A 24,239-nucleotide genomic window follows, 5' to 3' on the forward strand; every position below is an offset into this window, starting at 1 on the left:
TCAAGAGCCTCCTCAACCCTCCCCGCTTTGCGGGGCAGGAGGCAAAGGTGCCGTGCGGTCCCGCTGTCTTGACGGACAACAAACGACATCGTCGCGTCTTCGGCCATTCCCGGGTTACAGGGAGCGGCGGGGCGAAACCAGCAGGTCACCGAACATCAATCCCCCCACCAGTGAAACCAGCAGCGTGACCAGCAACAGTCCCGTATCCATGCTCAGCGAGGTATCCCGTTCGAGCAGAAACGACACGCTGCGAAAACCGACGCTGCCTGGCACCAGCAACAAGATACCCGGCTCTCGTATGACGGCGCCCGGCCGATGCGCGAATCGCGCGTAAACATTCGCCATCGCGCCCAGCAACAATCCGCCGACGAATACACCGACCGGTGCGCTCGGCAGCGACTCGGAGATCTCGCCACCCCAGCGCGTCGCCAGAAAGCCCACGACCACTGCCACGATCACCACGGGCCAGTCGCGCCGGGCCGCACGGAACAGGATCGCAAAGGCGACCGCCGCGATCAGCAACGCCGGGTAATCGGTCCAGCCGGGCAGCGGCGGCAAGGCGAATTCGCGCGCCCTGATGCCGAACGCGGCGCACAACTGGGTCGCCGCGATCGTGCCGAAAGTGAGCTTGAGCAGCGTCGACATCGCGCCGCCCATGCGCGCCATGCCGGAAACCAGATGCTGGCTGGATATCTCGCGTACCGCGGTGGTCAGCGACATGCCCGGCACCAGGATGATCAGGCTGGCCAGCACCACCGACTTGATCGCCAACGGCACCACGAAGGCGCTCACCACGATCGCCACCGTGGTCGCCACCAGGGCGCTGATCGCATCGCTGGCCACCGCCAGCCGCGGCCTGCTGGCCGCCAGCAGGGTTATGCAGCCGATGATGGCCCCGACCACCCCGGCGACCAGCAGGTCCACCCATGAGCTGTGCAGGAACAAGGCCGCGATGCTTGCCGCGGACAGGCCATAGCTGGCGATCGAACCCAGCTTCTCGCGCCGCGTATCGGGTCGGCCCAGCACGCGCAGCAACCGAAAGCCTTCGCGCAGGCCCAGCTCGCCGGCGATGACGCGGTCGGCGATGTCGTCGGCCTCGCACAGGCGCTGCAGGTTCACCTCGCCCGGGGCCAGCCGCATTACCTGCGTGGTTTGCGCCACGCCCTCCTCGCCCTGCGCCAGGTCGGAAAAGGAAATGATGATCGCGGTGGGACTGGACCACACGTCGGCGGAAAGGCCGAGCCGCTGCGCGGCACCGGCCACCGCGGTTTCGAGGCGGGGCGCGGAGGTGCCGTACTGATGCAGCCGCCGCGCCAGCTCCAGCAGGAACGCGATGCGCGTATTCAGCGCCGTGGTGGCGAACTGCTGCTGGCCGATGGTGTCGCCAGGGCTCATGTCGCGGCGCGCACCTGCAGCGTGGTGCCATCGACGGCGACCACTTCCACCGTGCTGCCCAGCGGCAGGTCCGGCCCGCTGACCAGCCATTGGCCGTCGCCCACGCGGGCCTTGCCACGGCCGTTGACGATCGGCTCGATCAGCTCGTAGCGCTGGCCGATCAGCTGCTCGGCGCGACGGTTCAGCCGCTCGCCGCCGGGCGCGCGCCGTTCAAGCCGCGGCCGCAGCCAGCGGGCGTAACCGACACAGGAGGCAAACGCGAGCAAGCCGAAAAGGATGGCCTGCACCAGCATGCCCAGCGCCGGATCAACCCACAGCACCACGCCCATCGCGGCAGCCGCCAAGCCGATCCACAACAGGAAATAGCCCGGCAGCAACAGCTCGCCGGCGATCAGCAGCAGCGCCAGGATCCACCACAGGTAATGCGTCGAAAGCTCCCACATGGTCATGGCCTCAACGCAGCGGCGGCTGGGCGATCGACTTCTGCTGCTGGCCGAGCGACTCCTTGGCCAGCTCGGCGATGCCGGCCAGCGAACCGAGGATGCCGGTGGCCTCGATCGGCAGCAACAGCATCTTCTGGTTCGGCGACTTCGCCATTTCCTTCAGCGCGTCGACGTAGTTGTTGGCGACGAAATAGTTCAGTGCATTGACGTTGCCGCTGGAAATCGCGTCGGACACCATCGTCGTGGCCTTCGCCTCGGCCTCGGCCGAACGCTCGCGCGCCTCGGCGGCACGGAAAGCTGCTTCCTTCTCGCCCTCGGCGGCCAGGATCACCGACTGCTTCTCGCCCTCGGCCTTGAGGATCGCCGCCTGGCGGAAGCCTTCGGCGTCGAGGATGTTCGCGCGCTTCTCGCGCTCGGCCTTCATCTGCCGCGCCATCGCGTCGACCAGGTCGCGCGGCGGCGCGATGTCCTTGATCTCGATGCGGTTGACCTTGACGCCCCACGGATGGGTCGCCTCGTCGACCACCTTGAGCAGCTTGGCGTTGATCGCATCGCGCTGGCTCAGCGACTCGTCCAGATCCATCGAGCCGAGCACGGTGCGGATGTTGGTCATGATCAGGGCCAGCGACGCCTGCTCGAGGTTGGACACCTCATAAGCCGCCTTGGACGCGTCCAGCACCTGGTAGAACACCACGCCGTCGACACGCACCACCGCGTTGTCCTTGGTGATCACGTCCTGGCTGGGCACGTCCAGCACCTGTTCCATCATGTTGATCTTGCGCCCGACCGCCTGGTAGATCGGGACCAGGAAATGCAGCCCCGGGCTCAGCGTGCGGGTGTACTTGCCGAACGTTTCCACCGTCCATTCGAAGCCCTGCGGCACGATGCGCACCAGCTTGGCCACGCCGATGATGACGACGGCCACGATAACCAACGCAAGAAGCTGTCCCATTGCCCACCCCATGTCCATGAAGAAGGCTTGAGTATAGGCGAGGCCGCTGCGCTTCGGCCGCTACCGGCCAGCCGTCAGCGGCAGCCGCAGGCTCACCCGCAGGCCACCGCCCTCGCGATTGGCCAGCAGTACGCGACCGCCGTGCGCCTCGGTGATTTCGCGCGCCAGCGCCAGGCCCAGGCCGGTGCCGGAACGCTTGGTCGAATAGAACGGCAACAATGCCTGCGCCAGCACCGTCTCGCTCATGCCGGGGCCGCGGTCGGCCACCTCGATGCGCAGCTCGCTGCCCGCTTCCAGGATCGACAGCGTGACCTCATTGGCATCGCTGCCCGATTCGTGCGCGTTCTTGATCAGGTTGATCAACACCTGCTCGATCTGCACCGCGTCGAACCGGCCAGGGCGACCGGTCGGCACCGGCGTCGCCAGCCGGTACTGGCAATGCAGCGCGAGTCCGTCGAGGAACGGTTGCCACTCGATGTCCACCAGCTGCGGCGTGGGCAACTTGGCAAAGCTGGCATAGCCGGCGATGAAGTGATGCAGGTGCAGCGCGCGCTCGCCGATGGTGGCGAACACGCCGGGCAACCGATCGAGCTGGCCGCGCCGGGCCAGCTCGGCACCGGAATGCGCCAGCGAGGTGATCGGTGCCAGCGAGTTGTTGAGTTCGTGGCTGATCACCCGGATCACCCGCTTCCAGGTCGCCACTTCCTGCCGCGACAGCTCGCGCGTCATGCGCCGGAACAGCTGCAGGCGGTGCGGCCGGCCCTGTAGACGGAATGCGCGCTGCGACAGGTGGAAAGTTTCCTCGCTGCCATCCATCTCCACGCTGAGCAGCGCATCCTCGCCGCTTTCCACCGCCTTGCGCAGGGTCTCGGGCGCGTCGGCCAGCAACGCCGCGAAATCCATGCCGACCAGGTTGCGGCCCTGGTTGAACAGGTGCCGCGAGGCAATGTTGGCGTAGACCACACGACCGATCGCGTCGGTCAGCACCAGCGCGACCGGCGTGTTCTGCACCACGGTGTCGAGCAGCAGTTCACGCTGCACCAGGTGCTGACGCTGCTCGCGCAGGGTCTGCCCCAGCGCGTTGTGCATGCGGATCAGTTCGCCCAGTTCGTCACGCCGGTTGACCGCGATGGAGAAGCTGAAATCGCCGTCGCGATAGCTGGCCACCGCGCCCTCCAGCGCACGCAACAGCCGGCTCACCGGCGCCATCACCCGCCCGGCCAGCCAGAACGCCAGCGGCAGCAGCACGATCAGGCTGGCCAGCAATCCACCATAGATGCCCAGTTGCATCGGCTCGCGGATCGTCACGGTGAGATCGGTGCGCAGCCACAGCAACAGCTGCGGCAGCGGCCATTGGGTGATGCCGGCATAGATCATCGCGCCGGCCAGCCCCGACAGCGCCAGGAGGAGGGTCAAGCGCCCCTGCAGCGATATCAGACGGCGCCACATGGCGTCCACCTCGAGATGGCTGGGCGTCGGCTCAACTCAGTCATCCCATGCCCTCGCCGTGGCCGGACCGAGAAGTTGCCCGATTCACGGCTTCTCACTGGCACTTGGCATGCAACGGCGTCTGCGCGCAATCGAGCGGCGGACGCCCATCGAACCAGGCGCGCCCGGTACCCATCACCGCTGCGGAAACGAACACGAGTCGCGGATATCGCATGGCAGGCATCCTGACACCTGAGTCCGGCCATCTTTCTACGCCTTCCGCGCAAGGGCAAGTTTCATCACCGGCTACTCGATCCCGTGGAAATTCAGCTGGCACCGATCAGGCCGTACCGCTCCATCCGCCGATACAGCGCCTGTCGCGACAAACCCAGGTTCTGTGCGGCCCGGCTGACCACGCCATCGGCCCTGTGCAGCGCCGCCTCGACCGTCTCGCGGCTGGGTTCTTCGAGATTGCGCGTGCTGACGGCCGCATGCTGCGGAAGATTGAGCAGCTCGGGCGTGATCGCACCGTCGCCGACCAGCAGCGCGGCGCGTTCGATCGCGTTTTTCAACTCGCGGACATTGCCAGGCCACGGGTAGCCCAGCAGCGCCTCGCGGGCGGCATCGCCGAGTTCGGCGCGTCCGTCCAGGAAAAATTCGGCCAGCGGCAGGATGTCGTCGATGCGCTCGCTCAGCGGCGGCAGGTTCACCTCGATCACGTTGAGCCGGTAGTACAGATCCTCGCGGAACGTGCCGGCCTGGATCATCGCCTTGAGGTCGGCGTTGGTCGCCGACAGCACGCGCACCTTCGCCTGCCGCGTCTTGCCGGAACCGAGCCGCTCGAACTGGCCGGTTTCCAGCACGCGCAGCAGCTTCATCTGGCCGGGCAGCGGCAGGTTGCCGATCTCATCGAGGAACAGCGTGCCGCCGTCGGCCAGTTCGAAGCGGCCCTCGCGCGCCTTGTTCGCGCCGGTATACGCGCCGGCCTCGGCACCGAACAGCTCGGCCTCGATCAGCTCGCCCGGCAACGCGCCGCAATTCACCGCCACGAACGGCCCGCGCTTCACCGCCGAATTGGCGTGCACGATCGAGGCGATGCGTTCCTTGCCGGTGCCGTTCGGCCCGGTGATCAGCACCGGCACGTCGGAACGGGCGATCTGGCAGGCGAGGTTGAGCGTGCGCCCCATTGCCTCGGAGGCGAACACCAGTCCGTCCAGATCGTATTTGCTCTGCAGCAACTCGCGCCGCTGGCGACGCTCGCGCCGGCTGCGGCTGACCTCGCGGGTAGACTCGGACAGCTCCAGCAGGTTCTCCACCGTGGTCAGCAGCTTGCTGTCGTTCCACGGCTTGCCCAGGTAATCGGCCGCGCCGGCCTTGACCAGCTCCACCGCGGTCTCCAGATGCGTCCACGCCGTGAGCAGGATCACCGGGAGATCGGGGTGCCGTTCGCGAATCGCACGGAACAGCGCCACGCCTTCCTCGCCCGAGGTGGTGTCGGCGGTGAAGTTCATGTCCTGGATCACCACGTCGATCGCTTCGCGCTCCAGCAGCGCCAGCCCCTGCTCCGGGGTCAGCGCGCTGAGCGTGCGAATTTCGTTCAGCGACAACGCCAGTGACAAGGCTTCGCCCACGGCGGGGTTGTCATCGATGATCAGTACGGTTCGCATCTTTCTTCTGCACATGCGGACATGGATGCCGCTCCCGCCGTAAAGGTTGCCATGACTATCGAACTATTCAACCTTTCTTTCGCGGCTTCACGAAGCGGAAGCAACCGCCAGCCAGATTGCCGACGGTCGCTCGATATCCGCTTATTCGGCCTTCGGGTGCGCCGATGCCTTGCCCGCCTTCACCGCAGCGATCCACGCATTGGTGCGCGTCTCCAGCACGTCCAGCGGCAGTGCACCGCCACCGAGGATCTCGTCGTGGAACGCACGGATGTCGAACTTGTCGCCCAGCTCCTGCTTCGCCCGCGTGCGCAATTCGAGGATCTTCAGCTCGCCCATCTTGTACGCCAGCGCCTGGCCCGGCCAGGTGATGTAGCGATCGGTCTCGGCCTGCACGTCCGGCTCGTCCTCGCTGGAATGCGCGTGGAAGAAGTCGACCATCTGCTGGCGCGTCCAGTGCTTGTAATGCACGCCGGTGTCGAGCACCAGGCGGTCGGCGCGCAGCAGTTCGTCGGACAACCGGCCGTAGTCGGACAGCGGATTCTTGTAGAAGCCCACGTCCTTGCCCAGTTGCTCGGCATACAGCGCCCAGCCCTCGATGTACGCGGTGTAGCCGGCCTGCTGGCGGAACGGCGGCAGCTTCGGCAGGGTCTGTGCAATTGAGATTTGCAGGTGATGGCCGGGGATGCCCTCGTGGTACGCGGTCGACTCGATCGTCAGCACGCTGCGGTTGGCGAAGTCACCGGTATTGACGAAGATCTGCCCGGGCCGCGAACCGTCCGGCGTGCCCTGGTGGTATTCGGCGGCAGCCGCGGATTTCTCGCGGAACGCCTCGACCGGCATCACCACCACCTTGGTCTTGGGCAGGATGCCGAACAGCTTCGGCAATTCCGGCTGCATCTGCGCCAGGAAACCGCGGTAGCGATTGAGGATGTCCTCGCGCGAGGTCGCGTGCGTCGCCGGATTGCTCTTCAGCGAGGCGCGGAAACTGGCCAGGTCGGCGAAGCCCTGCGACTTGGCGATCCTGGTCATTTCGCCCTCGATGCGCTTGACCTCGGACAAACCCAGCGCGTGGATCTGCGCCGGCGTCTTGTCGGTGGTGGTCATCTGCTCGACGTCGAAGCGGTAGATCGCGTCGCCGTTGGGCAGGTCCCAGATGCCCGGCTGGCTGCGTCCGTGCGGCGCATAGTCCTTCGCCACGAACTCGCCCAGTTTCTGGTACGCCGGCCGCACGTCGTCGTCGATCGCGGCAAGGATCGCGTCATGCAGGCGCTTCTGGTCGGCCGCCGACACCGACTTCGGGAAATGCTTCAGCGGCTCGGCGAACACGCTGTCCATGCCGGCCGGCTTCTCGATGCTGGCGATCTGCGTGACGACTTTTTCCAGCAGGTACTTCGGCGGCATCATCTTGTCGGCCATGCCCTGCTTCGCCACGCCGATGACCTGGTCGAACGCCTTCGGAACCGCACGCAGGCGCGTCAGGTAATCGTCGTATTCCTTGGTGTTGTTGAACGGGATCGAGCTGACGAAACCGGCCAGCGCGATGTGCACGCCGCTCATCTGGTCCAGCGGCATCTCGTTCAACTTCAGGTCATAGCTTTTAAGGCTGTCCTTCAGCTGGCGCACCATCAGCTGCTGGTTGAGCTTGTCGGTGTCGGAGAAGCCGCTGGTGTCGATCGCCTCGAAGCGCTTGAGGAAATCCGCCGTCGTCTTGCGCTCGGCCGCCGCATGCGCCAGCGAGAGATCGCTCCAACGATCGTTGTAACGCAGGTCGCCGAGAATCGTGGCGAACTCGGGCGAGTTCTGCAGCGTGTGCTGCCACTGCTCGGCCAGCAGCGCATTGAGCGCCTGCACGCGGCTCGCCACATCGCCTTTCGCGATCTGCGCGGCCGGCGCCGCCTGCACCGATGAAGCGAGAGTCACCGAGCCCAGCAGGCTCGCACAGATCAACAACGGCAAGGTCTTCATCAAGCGCATCTCCATGGGTCGTGTCGAGGGGGTACGAACCCTTATTGTGATCGCCACGGGAAGCCTCCTCCCGTGCCAGATTGCATGGTATTCACCCTGATCGCGTCGCCACCACCGGCGGCACCGCCGCCGCGCGCAGTGCCGGGCCAAGCACGGCAAACTGGCCGAGCAGCCATAGCGCGATGGCTCCGCCGGGGAGGTAGTACCAGGGCATGCGGCTCACTTCGTAGTGCATCATCAAGTAGAGATTGATGCCGAAGGCCAAGCCCATCCCGACCAGCACACCAGCGGTACTGAGCAGGAAGTTCTCGGTGCGGAAATAGCCGAGGATGTGGCCGCGGGTGGCGCCGATGGCGCGGCGGATGCCGATCTGGCGCTGGCGCTGCTGCACCCAGAAGCTGGTCAGGCCGACGATGCCGAAGGCGGTCACCGCCAGCATCACCACGCACACCAGCACCAGCATCCAGGCCATGCTGCTGGTATCGGCAAAATATTCCGCGCGCATCGCCTCGTAGGTCTTGCCTTCCACCACCGCGGCAGGCTCCAGCTTGCCCAGCACCTGCACGGCTTCGCGCACGATGCGCTCGCGATCCTGCGGCGCGCTGCGCAAGACATAATTGCTCAGCTCGACCTGCGGGCGCAGCGGAAAGAACACGCTGGAATAGCGGCCACCGCCGCCGCTGAACGCCGGCTCCTGCGCCAGTACGTCGGCGACCACGCCGATCACGGTCCAGCTGGCGTTGTCGCTGTACAACCGCTTGCCCAGCGCACTCTGCCCTGGCCACAACCGTCGCGCGTCGCTTTCGGTAACCAGCATGACGTGGGCGGTGGATTTGAAGCCGTCCAGACCGCTGTCTGCGTATTCGTCGGCATTGAAATAACGCCCCTGCAGCAGTCGCAATCCCAGCGCCTGTTCACCGTCGCTGCCGATGAAATACTCCGCGGTGTTCACGCTGCTTTTCCCTTCCGGCGTGATGGTGAAACCGGTCACCGCCGCATCCGTGTCCAGCGGCATGCCGGTGGTCGTCGCCACCGCCTTGACGCCCGCGATGCCGTGCAGCGCCGCCAGATTGCGCGGGATGTCGGCGGCGGCGCGCGCCGGATCAGCGCCGTTCAAGGTGAGCACCGAAATGCCGCGCTCGTCGATGGCGTTGCGCATGTGGATGTCGGCCACGCGCTGGCCGATCATGAACACGGCGTTGCACAACACCGCGCAGGCCAGCGCGATCTCCAGCACGATCAACACGGCGGGGATGCGGTGCTTGCGCAGGCTGGCGAGGATCGGTCGGATTTCCATGGGCACCTCAGGCGGCTTTCAGTTGCGGGGCCGGTGCCAGCAGGCTGGCCCGCCAGGCCGGCAGCAGGCCGGCGATCAGGCTGGCCAGCACGGCCACGACAAAGGTGAACAGGAACATCCCGATATCCAGGTGCGCCAGGCTGGCGTACTCGGCCGGCTGATGACGGATGCCGAGCAACCCCAGCTCGGCGAAGCCCAGCCCCAGCACGCCACCGGCCAAACCCACGATGGCAGCCTCGACCATGAACTGAGCGAAGATCGCACCCCGCGACGCACCCAGCGCGCGGCGCACGCCGATCTCGCGCGATCGGCGCAGGCACTTGGCCAGCAGCAGGCCGACCGTATTGACCACGCAGATCAGCAGGAAGCCGAACGCCAGCCCCGTCTGCAGGCGCACGTCGTCGGGCACCACCCGTTGATCCGCCAGCCACTGCATCAAGCCGGACAGGGACACCCGCGGGCGCTGGAACCGCCCCAGCGTGACCTGCTGCGCCGCGTAGTTGCCCAGGAAGGTTCGATACGCCGCCGCATCGGCCGCGCCCGACAATTGCACCCACACGCCCAGCCAGATGCTGGGTGCGGTTTCCAGTTTCGTGCTGTCCGATGAGCCGAATGAGAGAGTGACCTGCGGCGTCATGCCGTCGGCGCGCGCGGTCTGCAGCGGCATGAATACCGCATCGCCCGTGCCGTAGTCGTGGCCACCCAGGCGCAAGCCGTAGAAGCGCGGCTGCGGTGCCCAATGATCGAGCACGCCGACGATGCGAAAGTCGTGCTCGTTGATGCGGATGCTGCGTCCCACGCTGTCGGTGCCGCCGAACAGCTTGTCGTTGAGGAACCCGGCGATCACCGCCACCGGCATGCGGTTGTCATCGTCCGCCGCGCTCCAGCCGCCGCCATAGCGGAACGGCGCGTCGAACATCGCGAAGAAATCCGCCGTGGTCATCACCCCGTCGCTGAAGAAGGGCTTCTGCCCGGCGGTTGACGGCGTCACCTTGGCCTGGGTCATCGCCATCGCTGCCTGCCGCGTGGCCTTGCGCGCATGCATCAGGTTCATCGCATCGGCATACGTCATCAGCCACGGCATCTTGTCGCTGCGCGAAAACGGCTGGTCTTTCGGATACGGATCGAGCTGCGGATAGAACAGCTGCGCACTTTTTTGCGGCAGCGGATCACCCGACAGCAAACGGAACACGGTCAGCGTGGTGATGCTCGCGCCGATCCCCAGCGCCAGCGACAGCACCATCAGCGTGGTCAGCACCTTGTTGCGTTTCAGGCTGCGCAGCGCCAGGTCAAGGTAATAGCCGAACATTGCACATCTCCCTGTTGCAGACGTATTCAGCCGGGATGGCCGACCACGGCGCCGTGGCGCGACAGATATTTTCGGATCGATTCGCTGTGGACCTGGTTCAGCGGTGAACGCCATTGGCTGCCGTTGGCGACGACGCCCAGATTCACGTCGGCACCGTGCTCGACGAGGAGTTCGACGGCATCCAGGTGATCATTCCTGACGGCGCTGATCAGGGCAGTCTCGTCATCTGGCACGACGAGGTTGATGCTGGCACCCGCCGCCAGCAAGCGCGCCATGACGTCGAGCCTTCCGGCAGCCGACGCAGCCACCAGTGGATTGCCATCGCCATGCACGGCCAGGTTCACGCTCGCGCCGAGTCCGAGCAGGACGTTCACCATGGCGAGGTCACCGCGTTTCGCCGCGATGATGAGCGGCGTGCCGTCGCCACGCACACTCGCGTTCACGTCCACACCGTCTTTTGCCATGTGTCGGACAGCGTCGGCATCCTGCTGCCGAACCGCAGCGACCAGATGTACCGCGTCCGCCTGATCGCGACCGGTCCACGCTGGCCGGGGCGCACCTGCCGATGCGGCAAGACATACCGACGCCAACACGCCGAAAGCCGTGAACCGATTGATTCGTGCATTGATGATTTTCATGAAAAGACCACTCCATAGTTTTCGCTGATGTAGCCGATCGCCGCCTTCACGCCGCCCGCGTCGCCACCACCGGCGGTACATGGGACGCACGTCGCGCCGGCATGAACACCGCCGCCTGCCCAATCACCAGCATCGCCAGCACGCCGATCCCCACGTACGGCAATGGCAAGCGCGCCATCTCGTAGTGCGTCATCAGCCACAGGTTCAGCGCCAATGCCAGCACTACGCCGAGCAGCACGCCGCCACCGGCGATCAGCAGGTTCTCGACCTGGAAGTGGCGCAGGATGTCGATGCGTCGCGCACCCAGCGCACGCCGTACGCCGATCTGCTTGCGCCGCTGGCCGACCCAGAAACTGGTCAGCCCGGCGATGCCGGCAGCCGTCACCACGACCAGGATCAGGCACACCGCAGCCATCATCAGCGCCATGCCGCGATCGGCGCGGTAGATCTTGTCGCGTATCTGCGAGAGCGACTGGATGCCCCAGCTGTCCGGCATCACGCGCAACGGGTCGACTGCCAGCAAGGCTTTGCGTGCCTCGCGCATCGCCGCCTGCTCGCGACCGGGCCGTGCGCGCACCGCGTAGCTGGCCGAAGCGCCGTCCACGCGTATCGGTTCCAATACCGAGTTGTAGTCCCAGGCACTGCCCCACTTCGCCGTGGTCGGCGTCTGCAGGCGCTCGACGATGCCGACGATGGTCGCCGGCTTGCCGTCCTGGTACACCGTCTTGCCCAACGCGTCGCCGTCAGGAAACAGCTTCCCGGCCACCGGCTTGCTGACGATGATCACCGACGGCGCGGCCTCGCCGGTGAGCGTGCGGTGCAGGATCTCGTCGGCCCTGAAATCGCGACCTGCGATCAGGCGCACGCCGAGCGTCGGGCGCAGATGCTCGTCGCCGTAGTAGTAGGCGGCGCTCACCGCCACGCCGGTTTGTTGCGCATTCAAGCTGAGCGTGCCGCTGTAGATCATGCCTTGCAGCGGCATGCTGGTCGAAGCAGCCACGTCCTGCACGTCGGGCAGGTTGCGCAACGTGGCCAGATCCGTCCGCTGCAGCGCGTCGAGTTTTTCGACGGACGCGGCATCATCGCCGGCAGGCGCGCCGAACCAGCTTTGCGATATGCGGATCAGGCCATCCTCGACCGTTCCGGTGGGGCGATTCATCCGCTCGATGCGCTGCCCGATCACGAAGATGGCATTGCACACGATCGCGAGGGTCAGCGCGATCTGCAGCACGATCAGCAACACGCCAGCCTTGTGCTGTCGCAGCGCAGAAAGGGTCGGATGCAGTCTCATTGGCGCATCCTCAATTCGTCTTCAATTGCCAGGCAGGCTGCACCCGCGCGGCACGAAAGGTGGGATACAAGCCAGCCAGCACGCTGGCGGCGATCGCCACCACCACGGTGAGCAGGAGCAAGGCCGGCTCGATACGGGCCAGCTCGGCCAGGCGTGGCGGCAACATCCGGTTGACGGCGAATACCCCGATGGCGGTCAGCAGCAGGCCCAGCGCGCTGCCGCCGACGCCGATGACTGCCGCCTCGGTGAGGAACTGCGCATGGATGGCTCGGCGCGATGCGCCCAGCGCCCGGCGCACGCCGATCTCGCCGCTGCGACGCAGGAACTTGGCCAGCATCAGCCCCGCGGTGTTGACCAGGCATACCAGCAGCAGGCCCAGCGCCACCAGCAGCGATACACGGGTGTCGTCGGGCACCACGTGCTCATGATCCAGAAACGCGCGCATGTCGCGCAGGCGATTGTTCGGCGGCCAATCGAAGCGGCCGAGCTTCTGCTGAACGCTCGCATAGTTGTCCAGGTACTGCCGGTAGTTCTGCACTGCAGATTCATCGTCCAACTCGACCATGTAAGCGAGCCACACGCAGTTCGACTTCTGCAGCCCGGCGTAGCCCGCGCCGGGCTGCACGCCCTTCGGGCAATTCACCGCGCCGGCGTTTTCCATGCCGCTGGCGATGGCACGCTGCAGCGGCACGAAAACATCCGGGCCATTGCCGCCGAACCCGCCGGTATCGACCACGTCGAAAAACATCGGCTGCGGATTCCACGGCTTCAGCACACCGGTCACGCGGTAGTCCCTGCCATCCAGATCGATGTTGCGACCGACGCTGTTGCCACCGCCAAATACCTGCCGGTTGAGTGCATCGCTGATCACGATGACGGGTGCGCCGTCACCGTCGTCGCCAGCCTGCCAGCCGCTGCCGTACCGAAAGGGCACATCCAGCATCGGAAAGAATTCGCCGTAGACGCCGAAACCGAATACCGGGATCGGGCTGCGTCCCTCCCCCGCCGGCAACACCGTCGGTGCGACCGCGTAGATCGCCGACTGCAAGGCGGCGCGGCGATCGTGCATCAGTGCGATCGCATCGGCATAAGCCAATGCATCCGGCGGCTCGTGGAGGCCGGCCCCGGATTTCTGCGACGGACCCCAGCTGTCGATCTGCGGCACGAACAGCTGCGCCGACTTCCACGGAATCGGATCACCCGACACGCCGCGGAACACCGACCATGTGGTCATCGATGCGGCCACGCCGAACCCGATCGCCAGCATCATCAGTGCAGTGAGACCCGGGCTGCGCTTCAGGCTGCGCAGGGCGAGATCCAGGTAGTAGCCGAACATTCCGTGTACCCCCATCGACCATCGAAACCACGTATCGCCGCAGGGGCGAGTCCGATCACACCGACCGCGTCGCCACCACCGGCGGCACCGCCGCAGCGCGCAACGCCGGACCGAGCACCGCCAACTGGCCGAGCGCCCACAGCACCAGCGCGCCGATCGGGAGGTAGTACAGCGGCAGGCGCGGCAGTTCGTAGCGCTGCATGAGCAGCAGGTTGATCGCGAACGCCAGCACCATGCCAAGCACGATGCCGCCGGTCACGATCAGGAAATTCTCGGTCTGGAAGTAGTGCAGGATGTCGCTGCGAGTGGCACCGATCGCGCGGCGGATGCCGATCTGCCGGCGGCGCTGCTGCACCCAGAAACTGGCCAGGCCGACGATGCCCAGCGACGTGACCAGCAGCAGCGCGGCAATCACACCGACGAGCATGCCGGCCATGGCGCGATCGTTCTTGAACACGTCGTGGCGCAGTTCGCCCAGGGTATGGCTATTCTCGCGATCAATCACCACTTCCGGCACCGCCTTGGCGAGGGCCGCGAGCGCATCGCGCAGCACGCGCGGCAGATCCCCGGGACTGGCGCGCAACAGGTAGCTGCCCGTCAGATACGGGCCCGGCTGCGCCGGCAGGAATACGGACCACTGGCGTTGTTCTGGCGTCCACCCGGTCGGATCGGGCCGGACCAGGCTTTTCAACACGCCAACCACGCGGTAGTGCGACTTCAGCACCCAGAACTCCTTGCCGAGCGGATCGGCACCCGGCCACAGATGTTCGGCCAGGGCCTGCGTGATCTGGACGCTGCCCTCGTCGGGCATGAAGCCGGTGAACGCGTGAAAGTCATCCATTTGCGGCGCACGCCCGGCAACGAGCTTGGCACCGAGTGTCTGCAGGCTGCCCGGACCGCCCACGTAGAATTCGATCACGCCGCCAAAATGCTCGCCGGCCGCATCGGTAGTGATTCCAGCGGTACCGCGGCGGCTACCGAACGGTATGGAATTGAGCAGCGACACCGACTGCACACCGGGAACGGCGCGCAACGCGGCGAGCGCCCGCGCATCCACATCGGGCGCTTGGGTGGAGTCGTAGCCGGTCAGTTGTACCGTCGCGAGGGACGTTTCATCCACTCCGCTGTCGATATGCGTTGCCGAGACGCGCTGGGAAATCATGAAACAGGCATTGCACAGCACCGCGCAGGCCAGCGCGATTTCCAGCGCAATCAGGATCGTGGACAGGCGATGCTTGCGCAGTGCGGAAAGAATGGGCTTGATCTGCATGGCTCCGGTCCTCACAACGTTTTCAACTGCAGCGCCGGTGCCACCCGGCTGGCCCGCAATGCGGGCAGGAAACCGGCCATCAGACTGGCCACAACGGCGAGCGCGAAGGTCAACCCGAGCATGCCGATGTCCAGGTGCGCGAGATCGGCGTATTCGACGGGTTGCCGCCGCACCAGCCACAGACCCAGCAGGGTCAGCAACCAGCCACCGATGCCGCCGACCACGCCGACCATTCCGGCCTCGACCAGGCATTGCGCGAATATCGCGCCACGACTGGCACCCAGTGCGCGACGCACGCCGATTTCGCTGCTGCGACGCAGGAATTTGGCCAACAGCAGGCCGATCATGTTGAACAGGCAGATGGCAAGGAACGCAAACGCCAGCCACGTCTGCAGCTTCACGTCACTGGGCACCACATGGTTGAACACCAGCCACTGCATCAGGCTCGGCATGCGGGTCTGGGTAGTGGCGAAGCGCCCCAGCGCCTTTTGTTGCTGCGCGTAATGCGCGATGAAGGCGCGGTAGTCCGCCACCTTGGCCGCGCTGTCCAGTTGCACCCACAGGCCGACCCAGACACACGGCGCATCCTGCAGATGCCCCGGCGTGGCGACGTTGCCCCAGCAGGTGAACTGCCAGAAATTGCCGTCGTTGACCTCCAGCCCGCTGAAAAAGGGCATGAACACATCTTCGGGCTTGTCGTAGAACGACGAGGTCTGGCCTTCGGCGAAACGCCCGGCGCGCACATCGTAGAAGAGCGGCGAGGGCCGCCACGCGTCCATCACGCCGACGATCCGTACGTCGCTGTCTTTCAGGCGCAAGGTCTTGCCCACGCTGTCGGCACCGCCGAACAGCCTGTCGTTGAGGTTGGAGGAAATCACCGCCACGCGCGCACGACTGGCGGCGTCGGCAGCCGTCCAGGCGCTGCCGTACCGGAATGGCACCTTGAACATCGCAAAGAAGTCGGAGGTCGTGGCCAGCATCGGCACCATCAGGGGCGGCACCCTGGCGTCCGGCGCGCGCACCTTGACATCGCTGCCTGCAAGCAACGCCTGGCGATCGGCCCGATGCGCGCTCCACAGATCCACCGCCGAGCGGTAGTCGAGCATGTCCAGCGGCCCGCCTTTGGCGTAGCCAGCCGGTGAGGCGTCCACCTGCGGATAGAAAATGTGCTGGCTGCGACCCGGCAGCGGATCGCCCGACAGCAGGTGCATCACCGTCAGCGTGGTCATGCTGGCACCGATGCCGACGGCGATGGCCAGCACCATCAACGCGGTGAGCACCTTGTTGCGCTTCAGGCTGCGCAGGGCCAGATCGAGGTAGTAGGCAAACATGTTCGTCACTCCGTCGTCATCCAGGTGCACCAAAAGCGCGCCATTCCTGTGGGAGCGACTTCAATCGCGATGCGCTTGGTGCCACTGAAGCCATCGCGACTGAAGTCGCTCCCACAGGAATCAAACCCCGTCATACAGACCTCGTCGCCACCACCGGCGGCACCGCCGCCGCGCGCAACGCGGGACCGAGTACGGCAAGCTGGCCGATCAGCCACAGCGCGATCGCGCCGACGGGGAAATAGATGGCCGGAAGTCGCGGCAACTCGTAATGCAGCATCAGGAACAGGTTGATCGCGTAGGCCAGCGCCATGCCGAGCGCGATGCCGATCGTGGCGAGCAGGAAGTTCTCGGTCTGGAAGTAGTTGAGGATGTTGCGGCGGGTTGCGCCCAGCGCGCGCCGCACGCCGATCGTGCGGCGCCGCTGCGCCACCCAGAAACTGGCCAGTCCCACGATGCCGAGCGCGGTGACGATCAGCAGCGCCGCGATCACGCCGACCAGCATGCCGGCCATCGCGCGGTCATCCTGGAAGAACTTCCGGCGCACTTCATCGAAGCTGCGCCTGGTGGTGACCACGCGCTGCGGATCGACCTTCTTCAACGCGGCCAGCGCTGCATCCAGGACATGGGCACGGTCCTCGGGGCGGCAACGGATCAGGTAGCTCTGATCCTTGTTCGCTCCCATGCGCAGCGGCACGATCGTCGTGTATTGCGCCTTGCTTATATCGTAGGCATTGGGCCGTACCAGGCTGTCCAGCACGCCGACCACGCGCAGTCCGACCGTAGGCGCGAGATAGATGATGTGACCCAGCGGGTTCTGGCCCGGCCACAGACGCTCGGCCAGCGTTTGCGTGATCAGGATGACTGATGGCAGGTGCTTCGCATCGCCGGTGCCGAGCGCCTTCATCGCCACGTCCACATCGACGAAATCGCTGGACTCCAGGTCTCGCCCGGAAACCAGCCGCGTGCCCAGCGTCTTCGGCAGGTTCTCGCCGAAATAGGTGGTGGCACTGAGTGTCCATCGCACCTGCGCCGGATCGAGCCGGATGTTGCTGTTGGAGGATGAACTGCCGAATGGCACCTGGTTGGACGACGCCACCGAGATCACGCCGGGCACCTGGCGCAGCACGGCCATGTCCTCGGCCACGCGGGCATAAGGGTTGGCGGGTGCCACCATGTCGGCCACCTGGATCTGCAGCAACTCGTGCTCGGCCACGCCGCTGGGCATATCCATGCGTTCGAGGCGCTGGCCGATCAGGAATACCGCATTGCACACGATCGCGCAGGTCAGCGCGATCTCGAGGATGAGCAGCCAGGCGGTGAGCTTGTGCCGGCGCAGCGTGGAGAGAATCGGGAGAATGTCCATGGCCGCCTCAGTTGCTCTTCAGTTGCAGCGCAGGGGCGATCTGGCAGGCACGCCACGCCGGCAGCAGGCCAGCCAGCAGCGTGGCGCACACCGCCAGTGCGAAGGTGGTGAACAACATGCTCGTATCCAGTTGTGCCAGTGCGGCATAGTCCGATGGCCGCTGGCGCACCAGCCAAAGGCCGAGCATCGCCAGCAGCAAGCCGCCCAGCCCTCCGACCAGACCGACCACGCCGGACTCGATCAGCAGTTGTGCAAACAGCGCGCGGCGCGATGCACCCAGCGCGCGGCGCACGCCGAGTTCGGCCGCGCGGCGCATGAACTTGGCCAGCATCAGGCCCACCGTATTCACCAGGCATACCAGCAGGAAGCCGAACGCCAGGCCGGCCTGCAGGCGCACGTCGTCGGGCACCACCATCTTGTAGTCGAGCCACTGCATCACGTTGCGCAGGCGCACATTGGGCGCGCGCTGGAAACGTCCCAGTGCCTTCTGCTCCTGCGAGTAGTGCACCAGGAAATCCCGGTACGCCGCGGCCTTGGCCGGCGTATCCAGTTGCACCCAGAACTGCAGCCACACGCAGTCATCGTTGGGCAGGATGTTGCCGACGCCGCCACCGCCGTTGCCCCAGCAATCGGACGAGCCGTTGCGATCGAGCCGCAACTCGACCATCGTCTGCAACGGCAGGAATACCTGCTCCGCGTAGGCATACGAACCGGTGGTGAGGTCGTAGAAGTGCGGATTCGGCCGCCACTGGTCGAGCACGCCGACGATGCGCCAGTCGACACCGGCCATGCGCAGCGTGCGCCCGACGCTGTCGGCACCGCCGAACAGCTTGTCGTTGAGCGATCGCGCGATCACCACGTCGCGCGCCTTCGCCTCGTCGTCCGCCGCCGTCCATGCATGGCCGAACAGGAACGGCGCGTCGAACATGGGGAAGAAACCCGTCGTGGTGTAGCGCGTTTCCACATAGAACGGATCCATGTCGGCCTTCCCGGGATCGATCGGTGCCGAACCGCCCGCCATCAGCGCCTGCCGATCGGCCCGCGCCGCATGCAGCAGGTTCAGGCCGTCGACCAGGGTGAGCTGTTCCGGCGGCTCCTTGCCCGGCATCATGCCCTTGAGATCCTGCGGGTCGATCTGCGGGTAATACAGCTGCGCGCTCTTTCCCGGCAGCGGGTCGCCCGACAACACATGCAGCACGGTCAGCGTGGTCATGCTGGCCCCGATGCCCAGCGCGATCGCCAGCACCATCAGCGCGGTGAGCGCCTTGTTGCGTTTCAGGCTGCGCAAGGCCAGATCGAGGTAGTAGGCAAACATCACTATCTCCTTTGGAGACGGGATTGGGGATTCGAGATTCGGGATCCGGAAAAGCGGTGGCGACGCGAGCTTGCGCTTCTCCGAATCCCCCATCCCGAATCCCCGGCTTTCCTCACGCTGCCCGCGTCGCCTCCACCGGCGGCACGTTGGACGCGCGCCGGGCCGGCACGAAGACCGCGCCCTGGCCGATCGCCAGCATCGCCAATACGCCGGTGACCACATACAGCAGCGGGATGCGCGTCATCTCGTAGTGGGTCATCAGCCACATGTTGAGCCCCACCGCCAGCACCACGCCGAGCACCACGCCGACACCGGCAATCAGCAGGTTCTCGATCTGGAAGTAGTGCAGGATGTCGATCTTGCGAGCCCCCAGCGCACGGCGCACGCCGATCTGCCGATGGCGCTGGCCGACCCAGAAGCTGGTCAGCCCGACGATGCCGGCGGCAGTGACGCAGAGCAGGATCAGGCAGATCACGCCCATCAGGACCGCCATGCCGATGTCGGCCCGATAGGCCTTGGCGCGGATCTCGGAGAACGGCTTGACGCTGTCGTCGTCGAGCACGCGCATCGGCGTCACCTTGTACAGGGCAGGCGCCACCGCGCGCATCACCGCGTCCAGCTGGCCGGGTTTGGTGCGCACGGCATAGCGGGCAAAACCGCCGTCCAGCCGCGTCGGTATCAACGTCGAGTACCACGCAAAGCTGCTGCCCCAACTGCCGATGGAAGGGATCTGCAGGCGTGCGACCACGCCGATGATGGTAGTGGGTGCATTGCTGCCGTCGCTGTACATCACCTTGCCGACGGCATTGCCGTCGGGGAACAGCTTGTCGGCCAGCGCCTTGCTGATGATCGCTACCGGACGATCGCGCTGGTCGCGGAAACCCTGATGCTGCACATCGCCGGCGTTGAAGTTGCGACCGGCCACCAGGCGCAAGCCCAGCGTCGACAGCGCCTGCTCGTCGGTGAAGTAGTACGCGGTGCGGATATCGCCCTTGCCGCCCAGATCGGCGCCCGGCTTGTGCGACACCGAACCGGTCCAGGAGGAGTTGAGCAGCGGCAGCGAGTTGGTCGGCGCCACCGCAGCCACGCCCGGCAGCTGGCGCAGCGCGGCGAGATCCTCGCGCTGCATGGCGTCGAGTTTTTCCACGCCGTCGGCATTGTCGGCGCTGGGCGCGCCCACCCATTGCTGGCTGACCAGGAACAGGTTGCTCTCGTCCAGCCCGGTGGGCCGGTTCACCCGCTCGACACGCTGGCCGATGATGAACACGGCGTTGCACACGATCGCCAGGGTCAGCGCGATCTGCAGTGCGATCAGCACGGTGCCGGCCTTGTGCTTGCGCAATGCGGCAAGAATGGGATGCAGTTTCATGTTCATGATCCTCAATTGCTCTTCAACTGCCACGCCGGCTGCACGCGCGAGGCACGGAAGGTCGGATAAAGGCCGGCCAGCATCGTGGCGACCACGGCCACCAGCATGGTGAGCAGCAGCAGCGACACATCCAGCCGCGCCAGCGCTGCGATGTCCTTGGGCAGCACCCAGCCCACGCTGGCCACGCCCGCGACGGTGAGCAACAGGCCCAGGACACCACCGGCCGCACCGACGATGCCCGCCTCGGTGAGGAACTGCGAGTAGATCGCGGCGCGGGGCGCGCCCAGTGCGCGGCGTACGCCGATCTCGCCGCTGCGACGCAGGAACTTGGCCAGCAGCAGGCCCACCGTGTTCACCAGGCACACCAGCAGCAGGCCCAATGCCACCAGCAGCGACACCCGGGTATCGCTGGGCACCACGTGCTGGCTGTCCAGCCAAGCCGGCAGGTCGCGCAGGCGGCTGTTCGGTGCCCAGCCGAAGCGGCCGGCCTGCTGCTGCGCACGGGCATAGTCGTTGAGATAATTGCGATAGGCAGTCGCCGCGGCCACATCGTCGAGCTCGGCCATGTAGGCGACCCACACGCACTCGGAATGCTGCAATCCGACGAAGCCCGACTCCTTGGGCACCTCGTTGCAATTGGTGTTGCCGTCGTTCGACATGGCCTCCTGGATGGCGGTAAGGAACGGCAGGAACACATCGTCGCCGGTGGTGGAGAAGCCGCCCGTGTTGACCACGTCGTAGAAGCGCGGCTGCGGATTCCAGTCGTCGAGCACGCCGACGACGCGATAGTCCTTGCCCTCGATATTGACGGTCTTGCCCACGCTGCTGACGCCGCCGAACAGCTTCTGGTTGAGCTTGCTGCTGATCACCGCCACCATCGCGCGGTTGGTGTCGTCGTCCGCGCTCCAGCCGCTGCCGTACTTGAACGGCACGTCCAGCATCGGGAAGAACTCGCCGTAGACCACATGGCCGCTCACGTTGAACGGATGCTTGTCGGCCTGCGCCGGCACTATCGACGGCGAGATCTGATACATCGCCGACTGCCGTTTCGCGCGATGGTCGCGCATCAGTGCGATCGCATCGGCGTAATCCATCGCGTTCGGCGGCTCGCCGTCGCTGCTGCGGCCCTTCGGCCCCCAGTTGTCGATCTGCGGCACGAACAGCTTCGACGACTTCCACGGGATCGGGTCGCCCGACACGGCGCGGAACACCGACCACGACGTCATCGACGCGGCCACGCCGAAACCGATCGTCAGCACCATCAACAAGGTCAGCCCGGGGCTGCGCCTGAGGCTGCGCAGGGCCAGTTCGAGGTAGTAGGAAAACATCTGTGGCTCCGGAATCGTGGGTGCAGCAATGACAAGGCGAGCGAGCGCTGGGAATCTGTGAAGAAAGCCACTCTCTGTGGTTTTCCTCTATCGCGAGTACGGCGCATGTCCGGACTCGTTCACGCGATTCGGGCACTTGCGTGTCCGATCCGCGACCTGCCATCCCTGGCCGGCCTGGGAGGTTGAACAGTCACAACCGCTCAGGCGTGGGCGTCGCCTGCGGCGGCATGCACGGTGTGGAAGCGCGGGTCTTCGGACAGCTCGACCACCTGGCCGTCGATGATGTGCACGTTGCGCTGGGCACGCGCGGCCAGTTCCGGGTCATGCGTGACCATCACGATGGTGGCGCCTTCGCGATGGATGTCTTCCAGCAGCTCCATCACGCCGCGCGCCATCTGGGTATCCAGGTTGCCGGTCGGTTCGTCCGCCAGCAGCAGGCGCGGCGAGCCGGCCAGCGCGCGGGCGATCGCCACGCGCTGCTGCTGACCGCCGGACAGTTCGGCCGGGTAGTGCTTGGCGCGCGAGGCCAGGCCGACGCGCTCCAGCGAATCCATGATGCGTTGCTTGCGCTCGGCCGCCTTCATGCCGCGGTAGCGCAGCGGCACCTCGATGTTGTCGAACACGTTGAGGTCGGGGATCAGGTTGAACGCCTGGAAGATGAAGCCGATCTTCTCGTTGCGGATCTTCGAGCGGGCGTTGTCGTTGAGGTTGCTCACCTCGATGCCGTCCAGGTGGTATTCGCCGCCGCTGAAGGTTTCCAGCAGCCCGGCGATGGTCAGGAAGGTGGTCTTGCCGGAACCGGACGGGCCGGTGACGGCGACGAACTCGCCTTCTTTCACGTCGATGTTGAAATCGCGCAGCGCGTAGGTCTCCACCACTTCGGTGCGGTAGACCTTGGACAGGTGGGTCATCTTCAGCATGGTTGTTCCTCGGTGGTGGTGATCTTGACCCCCTCTCCCATCGGGAGAGGGGTTGGGGAGAGGGTTCGGTTATCGCGAGAAAGTCTGCGCAAGCCCCGTACCCTCATCCGCCCTTCGCGCACCTTCTCCCGGAGAGAGAAGGAAATTCGTCAATTGCTGATCGCGACCGTGGCCGCGCCCTTGAAGCTGTCGGTGCCAGAGATCACGATGCGGTCGCCTTCCTTGAGGCCTTCGAGGATCTCCACCTTGTCGATGCTGGAGGCGCCGACGCGGATCGGGGTTTTCTTGGCGATGCCGTCGCGCACCACGTAGGCGTAGCTGCCGCCGGATTCGTCGACGAACGAGCCGCGCTGCACGGTCAGCACGTTGTCTCGCTTGTCCAGCAGCACGCGCACCGACAGGCGCTGGTTCTGGCGCAGCTGCTTCGGCGTTTCGCCTTCGAAGCGCAGCCGCGCGGCGACCTGGCCGTTGACCACTTCGGGCGAGATTGCGCTGACCAGACCCTTCCACACGTGTCCGTTGCCGCTGATCTCGCCGGCCATGCCGATGCCGAGGTCGCGGGCGAAGCTTTCCGGCACCTGCATCTCCACCTGCAGCGCGGACAGGTCGATCACGCTGAGCAACTGCGCGTCCTTGGCCACGGTGGCGCGCTCGGCGATGAACAGCTGGCCGACCTGGCCGTCCACCGGCGATTTCACGTTGAGGTCGTCGACCTGGCGCTGCAGGTCCTTCACCAGCAGCAGCTGCCGCTCGTGCGCGAGCTTCTTCGACTGGATGTCGAAGTTGAGGCTGTCGTTGTCGAGGCCGAGGTTGGCCTTGGCATGCGTGGTGGCGATTTTCGCCTTGTCCAGCGCATCCTTGGCCTTGTCCACGTCCATGTTGGACACCGCACCCTTGGCGAACGCCTTCTGGTAGCGATCCAGGTTGCGCTCGGCCGTGGTCTGGTCGATGACGGCGTTGTCGTAGGTTTCCTGCAATGCGGAACGCTGCTTGCGCGCGTCGATCTGCGCGCGCCGGTAGTCCACTTCCATCGCGTCGGCGTTGCTCTGTTCCTGCGCCAGCTTGTTGGTCAGTTCGGGGCTGACGATGGTGGCCAGCACCTGGCCGACTTTCACGGTGTCGCCGGCATGCACCTTCAGTGTCACCGCACCGCCGGAGGTGGCGTACAGGGTCGGACTGACCGCCGCCACCACCTTGCCCTCGGCGGCGATGTCGCGCACGAACGGGCCGCGTTCGACGGTGGCGAAGGCCAGCCGCGAGCTGCTGACCGATGCGGACGCCGAGAACAGCCGGCCGATGCCCGGCGCCAGCCAGGCCAGCAGGGCCAGCACGAGTACGCCGGCGCCAAGCAGGATCAGCCGGCGCTTGCGGTTGGGTTTGACCTCGACCAGTCGGTCTTGTGCGGAAGTGTCGCGAATCATCAGTACCGTTCCTGACCGCGGACAGCGCGGTTGCACAGCGGTCGTTGCAATCCACGTGCCACTCGGCAATGGCGCGACAACTCCATATGTTTCAAAAGCTTGTAGAAAGCGAGCGTCGACGCCAGAGTGTCCGCGGACACCGCACGGACAGCCGGACGACCATGCTTCGGGCAGCCGCGGCCGCCACTTCGCACAAAACGA

The 24,239-nt window shown here is 65.8% G+C and carries 19 protein-coding genes; all 19 read right to left on the minus strand.

Annotation, left to right across the window (positions count from 1 at the left end; all coding sequences use genetic code 11):
* Nucleotides 1-114: 114 nt before the first annotated feature.
* Nucleotides 115-1,395 (minus strand): threonine/serine exporter family protein, encoded by a 1,281-nt coding sequence (locus CIW53_RS06985; RefSeq protein WP_149363956.1) that lies wholly within the window; start codon nt 1,393-1,395, stop codon nt 115-117.
* Nucleotides 1,392-1,838 carry an NfeD family protein gene (locus CIW53_RS06990; RefSeq protein WP_149363957.1) on the minus strand — a complete coding sequence of 149 codons (447 nt, stop codon included), beginning with the start codon at nt 1,836-1,838 and terminating at the stop codon, nt 1,392-1,394. Before CIW53_RS06990 ends, CIW53_RS06985 begins: the two co-directional genes overlap by 4 nt.
* Before the next feature lie 10 nt (nt 1,839-1,848).
* Nucleotides 1,849-2,790, minus strand: a complete 942-nt coding sequence (locus CIW53_RS06995; protein ID WP_149363958.1) for an SPFH domain-containing protein — start codon at nt 2,788-2,790, stop codon at nt 1,849-1,851.
* A 60-nt stretch (nt 2,791-2,850) separates the two neighbouring features.
* Complete coding sequence (locus tag CIW53_RS07000) at nt 2,851-4,239, minus strand: ATP-binding protein (RefSeq protein ID WP_149363959.1); 1,389 nt, start codon at nt 4,237-4,239, stop codon at nt 2,851-2,853.
* A gap of 305 nt (nt 4,240-4,544) precedes the next feature.
* Complete coding sequence (locus CIW53_RS07005; protein WP_149363960.1) at nt 4,545-5,885, minus strand: sigma-54 dependent transcriptional regulator; 1,341 nt, start codon at nt 5,883-5,885, stop codon at nt 4,545-4,547.
* Nucleotides 5,886-6,026: 141 nt separating this feature from the next.
* Nucleotides 6,027-7,850 carry a DUF885 domain-containing protein gene (locus tag CIW53_RS07010; RefSeq protein ID WP_149363961.1) on the minus strand — a complete coding sequence of 608 codons (1,824 nt, stop codon included), beginning with the start codon at nt 7,848-7,850 and terminating at the stop codon, nt 6,027-6,029.
* Nucleotides 7,851-7,941: 91 nt separating this feature from the next.
* Nucleotides 7,942-9,147: an FtsX-like permease family protein gene (locus CIW53_RS07015; protein WP_149363962.1), complete on the minus strand. Its 1,206-nt coding sequence runs from the start codon at nt 9,145-9,147 to the stop codon at nt 7,942-7,944.
* Nucleotides 9,148-9,154: 7 nt separating this feature from the next.
* Nucleotides 9,155-10,456: an ABC transporter permease gene (locus CIW53_RS07020; RefSeq protein ID WP_149363963.1), complete on the minus strand. Its 1,302-nt coding sequence runs from the start codon at nt 10,454-10,456 to the stop codon at nt 9,155-9,157.
* Nucleotides 10,457-10,482: 26 nt separating this feature from the next.
* Entirely contained in the window at nt 10,483-11,094 is a 612-nt protein-coding gene (locus tag CIW53_RS07025; protein WP_172969604.1) for an ankyrin repeat domain-containing protein, read from the minus strand.
* A gap of 46 nt (nt 11,095-11,140) precedes the next feature.
* A complete protein-coding gene (locus CIW53_RS07030) occupies nt 11,141-12,385 on the minus strand; it encodes an FtsX-like permease family protein (RefSeq protein ID WP_149363965.1) in 1,245 nt (414 codons plus the stop codon).
* Between the two features lie 10 nt (nt 12,386-12,395).
* Entirely contained in the window at nt 12,396-13,721 is a 1,326-nt protein-coding gene (locus CIW53_RS07035) for an ABC transporter permease (RefSeq protein ID WP_149363966.1), read from the minus strand.
* 55 nt (nt 13,722-13,776) lie between these two features.
* On the minus strand, nt 13,777-14,991 hold the full coding sequence (locus tag CIW53_RS07040; RefSeq protein WP_149363967.1) for an FtsX-like permease family protein: 1,215 nt from the start codon (nt 14,989-14,991) through the stop codon (nt 13,777-13,779).
* Between the two features lie 11 nt (nt 14,992-15,002).
* A complete protein-coding gene (locus tag CIW53_RS07045) occupies nt 15,003-16,322 on the minus strand; it encodes an ABC transporter permease (protein WP_149363968.1) in 1,320 nt (439 codons plus the stop codon).
* A 130-nt stretch (nt 16,323-16,452) separates the two neighbouring features.
* Complete coding sequence (locus CIW53_RS07050; RefSeq protein ID WP_149363969.1) at nt 16,453-17,685, minus strand: FtsX-like permease family protein; 1,233 nt, start codon at nt 17,683-17,685, stop codon at nt 16,453-16,455.
* Between the two features lie 7 nt (nt 17,686-17,692).
* The gene (locus CIW53_RS07055; protein WP_149363970.1) at nt 17,693-19,000 is read right to left on the minus strand and encodes an ABC transporter permease; all 1,308 of its coding nucleotides are present in this window, start codon (nt 18,998-19,000) and stop codon (nt 17,693-17,695) included.
* Nucleotides 19,001-19,112: 112 nt separating this feature from the next.
* The gene (locus CIW53_RS07060) at nt 19,113-20,369 is read right to left on the minus strand and encodes an ABC transporter permease (protein WP_149363971.1); all 1,257 of its coding nucleotides are present in this window, start codon (nt 20,367-20,369) and stop codon (nt 19,113-19,115) included.
* An 11-nt stretch (nt 20,370-20,380) separates the two neighbouring features.
* Nucleotides 20,381-21,697 carry an ABC transporter permease gene (locus tag CIW53_RS07065; protein WP_149363972.1) on the minus strand — a complete coding sequence of 439 codons (1,317 nt, stop codon included), beginning with the start codon at nt 21,695-21,697 and terminating at the stop codon, nt 20,381-20,383.
* A gap of 200 nt (nt 21,698-21,897) precedes the next feature.
* A complete protein-coding gene (locus CIW53_RS07070) occupies nt 21,898-22,617 on the minus strand; it encodes an ABC transporter ATP-binding protein (RefSeq protein ID WP_149363973.1) in 720 nt (239 codons plus the stop codon).
* A 149-nt stretch (nt 22,618-22,766) separates the two neighbouring features.
* Complete coding sequence (locus CIW53_RS07075) at nt 22,767-24,038, minus strand: efflux RND transporter periplasmic adaptor subunit (RefSeq protein ID WP_149363974.1); 1,272 nt, start codon at nt 24,036-24,038, stop codon at nt 22,767-22,769.
* Nucleotides 24,039-24,239: the final 201 nt, after the last annotated feature.

Origin of the sequence: Rhodanobacter sp. T12-5 (genome assembly GCF_008329435.1) — a bacterium.
Lineage (GTDB): Bacteria > Pseudomonadota > Gammaproteobacteria > Xanthomonadales > Rhodanobacteraceae > Rhodanobacter.

What these genes read in the sequence shown, in the direction of transcription:
- CIW53_RS07065 (WP_149363972.1), bottom strand. Translation starts at nt 21,697, where the DNA reads ATGTTTTCCTACTACCTCGAACTGGCCCTGCGCAGCCTCAGGCGCAGC.
- CIW53_RS07015 (WP_149363962.1), bottom strand. Translation starts at nt 9,147, where the DNA reads ATGGAAATCCGACCGATCCTCGCCAGCCTGCGCAAGCACCGCATCCCC.
- CIW53_RS07040 (WP_149363967.1), bottom strand. Translation starts at nt 14,991, where the DNA reads ATGCAGATCAAGCCCATTCTTTCCGCACTGCGCAAGCATCGCCTGTCC.
- CIW53_RS06990 (WP_149363957.1), bottom strand. Translation starts at nt 1,838, where the DNA reads ATGTGGGAGCTTTCGACGCATTACCTGTGGTGGATCCTGGCGCTGCTG.
- CIW53_RS07070 (WP_149363973.1), bottom strand. Translation starts at nt 22,617, where the DNA reads ATGCTGAAGATGACCCACCTGTCCAAGGTCTACCGCACCGAAGTGGTG.
- CIW53_RS07050 (WP_149363969.1), bottom strand. Translation starts at nt 17,685, where the DNA reads ATGGACATTCTCCCGATTCTCTCCACGCTGCGCCGGCACAAGCTCACC.
- CIW53_RS06985 (WP_149363956.1), bottom strand. Translation starts at nt 1,395, where the DNA reads ATGAGCCCTGGCGACACCATCGGCCAGCAGCAGTTCGCCACCACGGCG.
- CIW53_RS07005 (WP_149363960.1), bottom strand. Translation starts at nt 5,885, where the DNA reads ATGCGAACCGTACTGATCATCGATGACAACCCCGCCGTGGGCGAAGCC.
- CIW53_RS07055 (WP_149363970.1), bottom strand. Translation starts at nt 19,000, where the DNA reads ATGTTTGCCTACTACCTCGATCTGGCCTTGCGCAGCCTGAAACGCAAC.
- CIW53_RS07000 (WP_149363959.1), bottom strand. Translation starts at nt 4,239, where the DNA reads ATGTGGCGCCGTCTGATATCGCTGCAGGGGCGCTTGACCCTCCTCCTG.
- CIW53_RS07025 (WP_172969604.1), bottom strand. Translation starts at nt 11,094, where the DNA reads ATGAAAATCATCAATGCACGAATCAATCGGTTCACGGCTTTCGGCGTG.
- CIW53_RS07060 (WP_149363971.1), bottom strand. Translation starts at nt 20,369, where the DNA reads ATGAAACTGCATCCCATTCTTGCCGCATTGCGCAAGCACAAGGCCGGC.
- CIW53_RS07075 (WP_149363974.1), bottom strand. Translation starts at nt 24,038, where the DNA reads ATGATTCGCGACACTTCCGCACAAGACCGACTGGTCGAGGTCAAACCC.
- CIW53_RS07010 (WP_149363961.1), bottom strand. Translation starts at nt 7,850, where the DNA reads ATGAAGACCTTGCCGTTGTTGATCTGTGCGAGCCTGCTGGGCTCGGTG.
- CIW53_RS06995 (WP_149363958.1), bottom strand. Translation starts at nt 2,790, where the DNA reads ATGGGACAGCTTCTTGCGTTGGTTATCGTGGCCGTCGTCATCATCGGC.
- CIW53_RS07045 (WP_149363968.1), bottom strand. Translation starts at nt 16,322, where the DNA reads ATGTTTGCCTACTACCTCGATCTGGCCCTGCGCAGCCTGAAGCGCAAC.
- CIW53_RS07035 (WP_149363966.1), bottom strand. Translation starts at nt 13,721, where the DNA reads ATGTTCGGCTACTACCTGGATCTCGCCCTGCGCAGCCTGAAGCGCAGC.
- CIW53_RS07020 (WP_149363963.1), bottom strand. Translation starts at nt 10,456, where the DNA reads ATGTTCGGCTATTACCTTGACCTGGCGCTGCGCAGCCTGAAACGCAAC.
- CIW53_RS07030 (WP_149363965.1), bottom strand. Translation starts at nt 12,385, where the DNA reads ATGAGACTGCATCCGACCCTTTCTGCGCTGCGACAGCACAAGGCTGGC.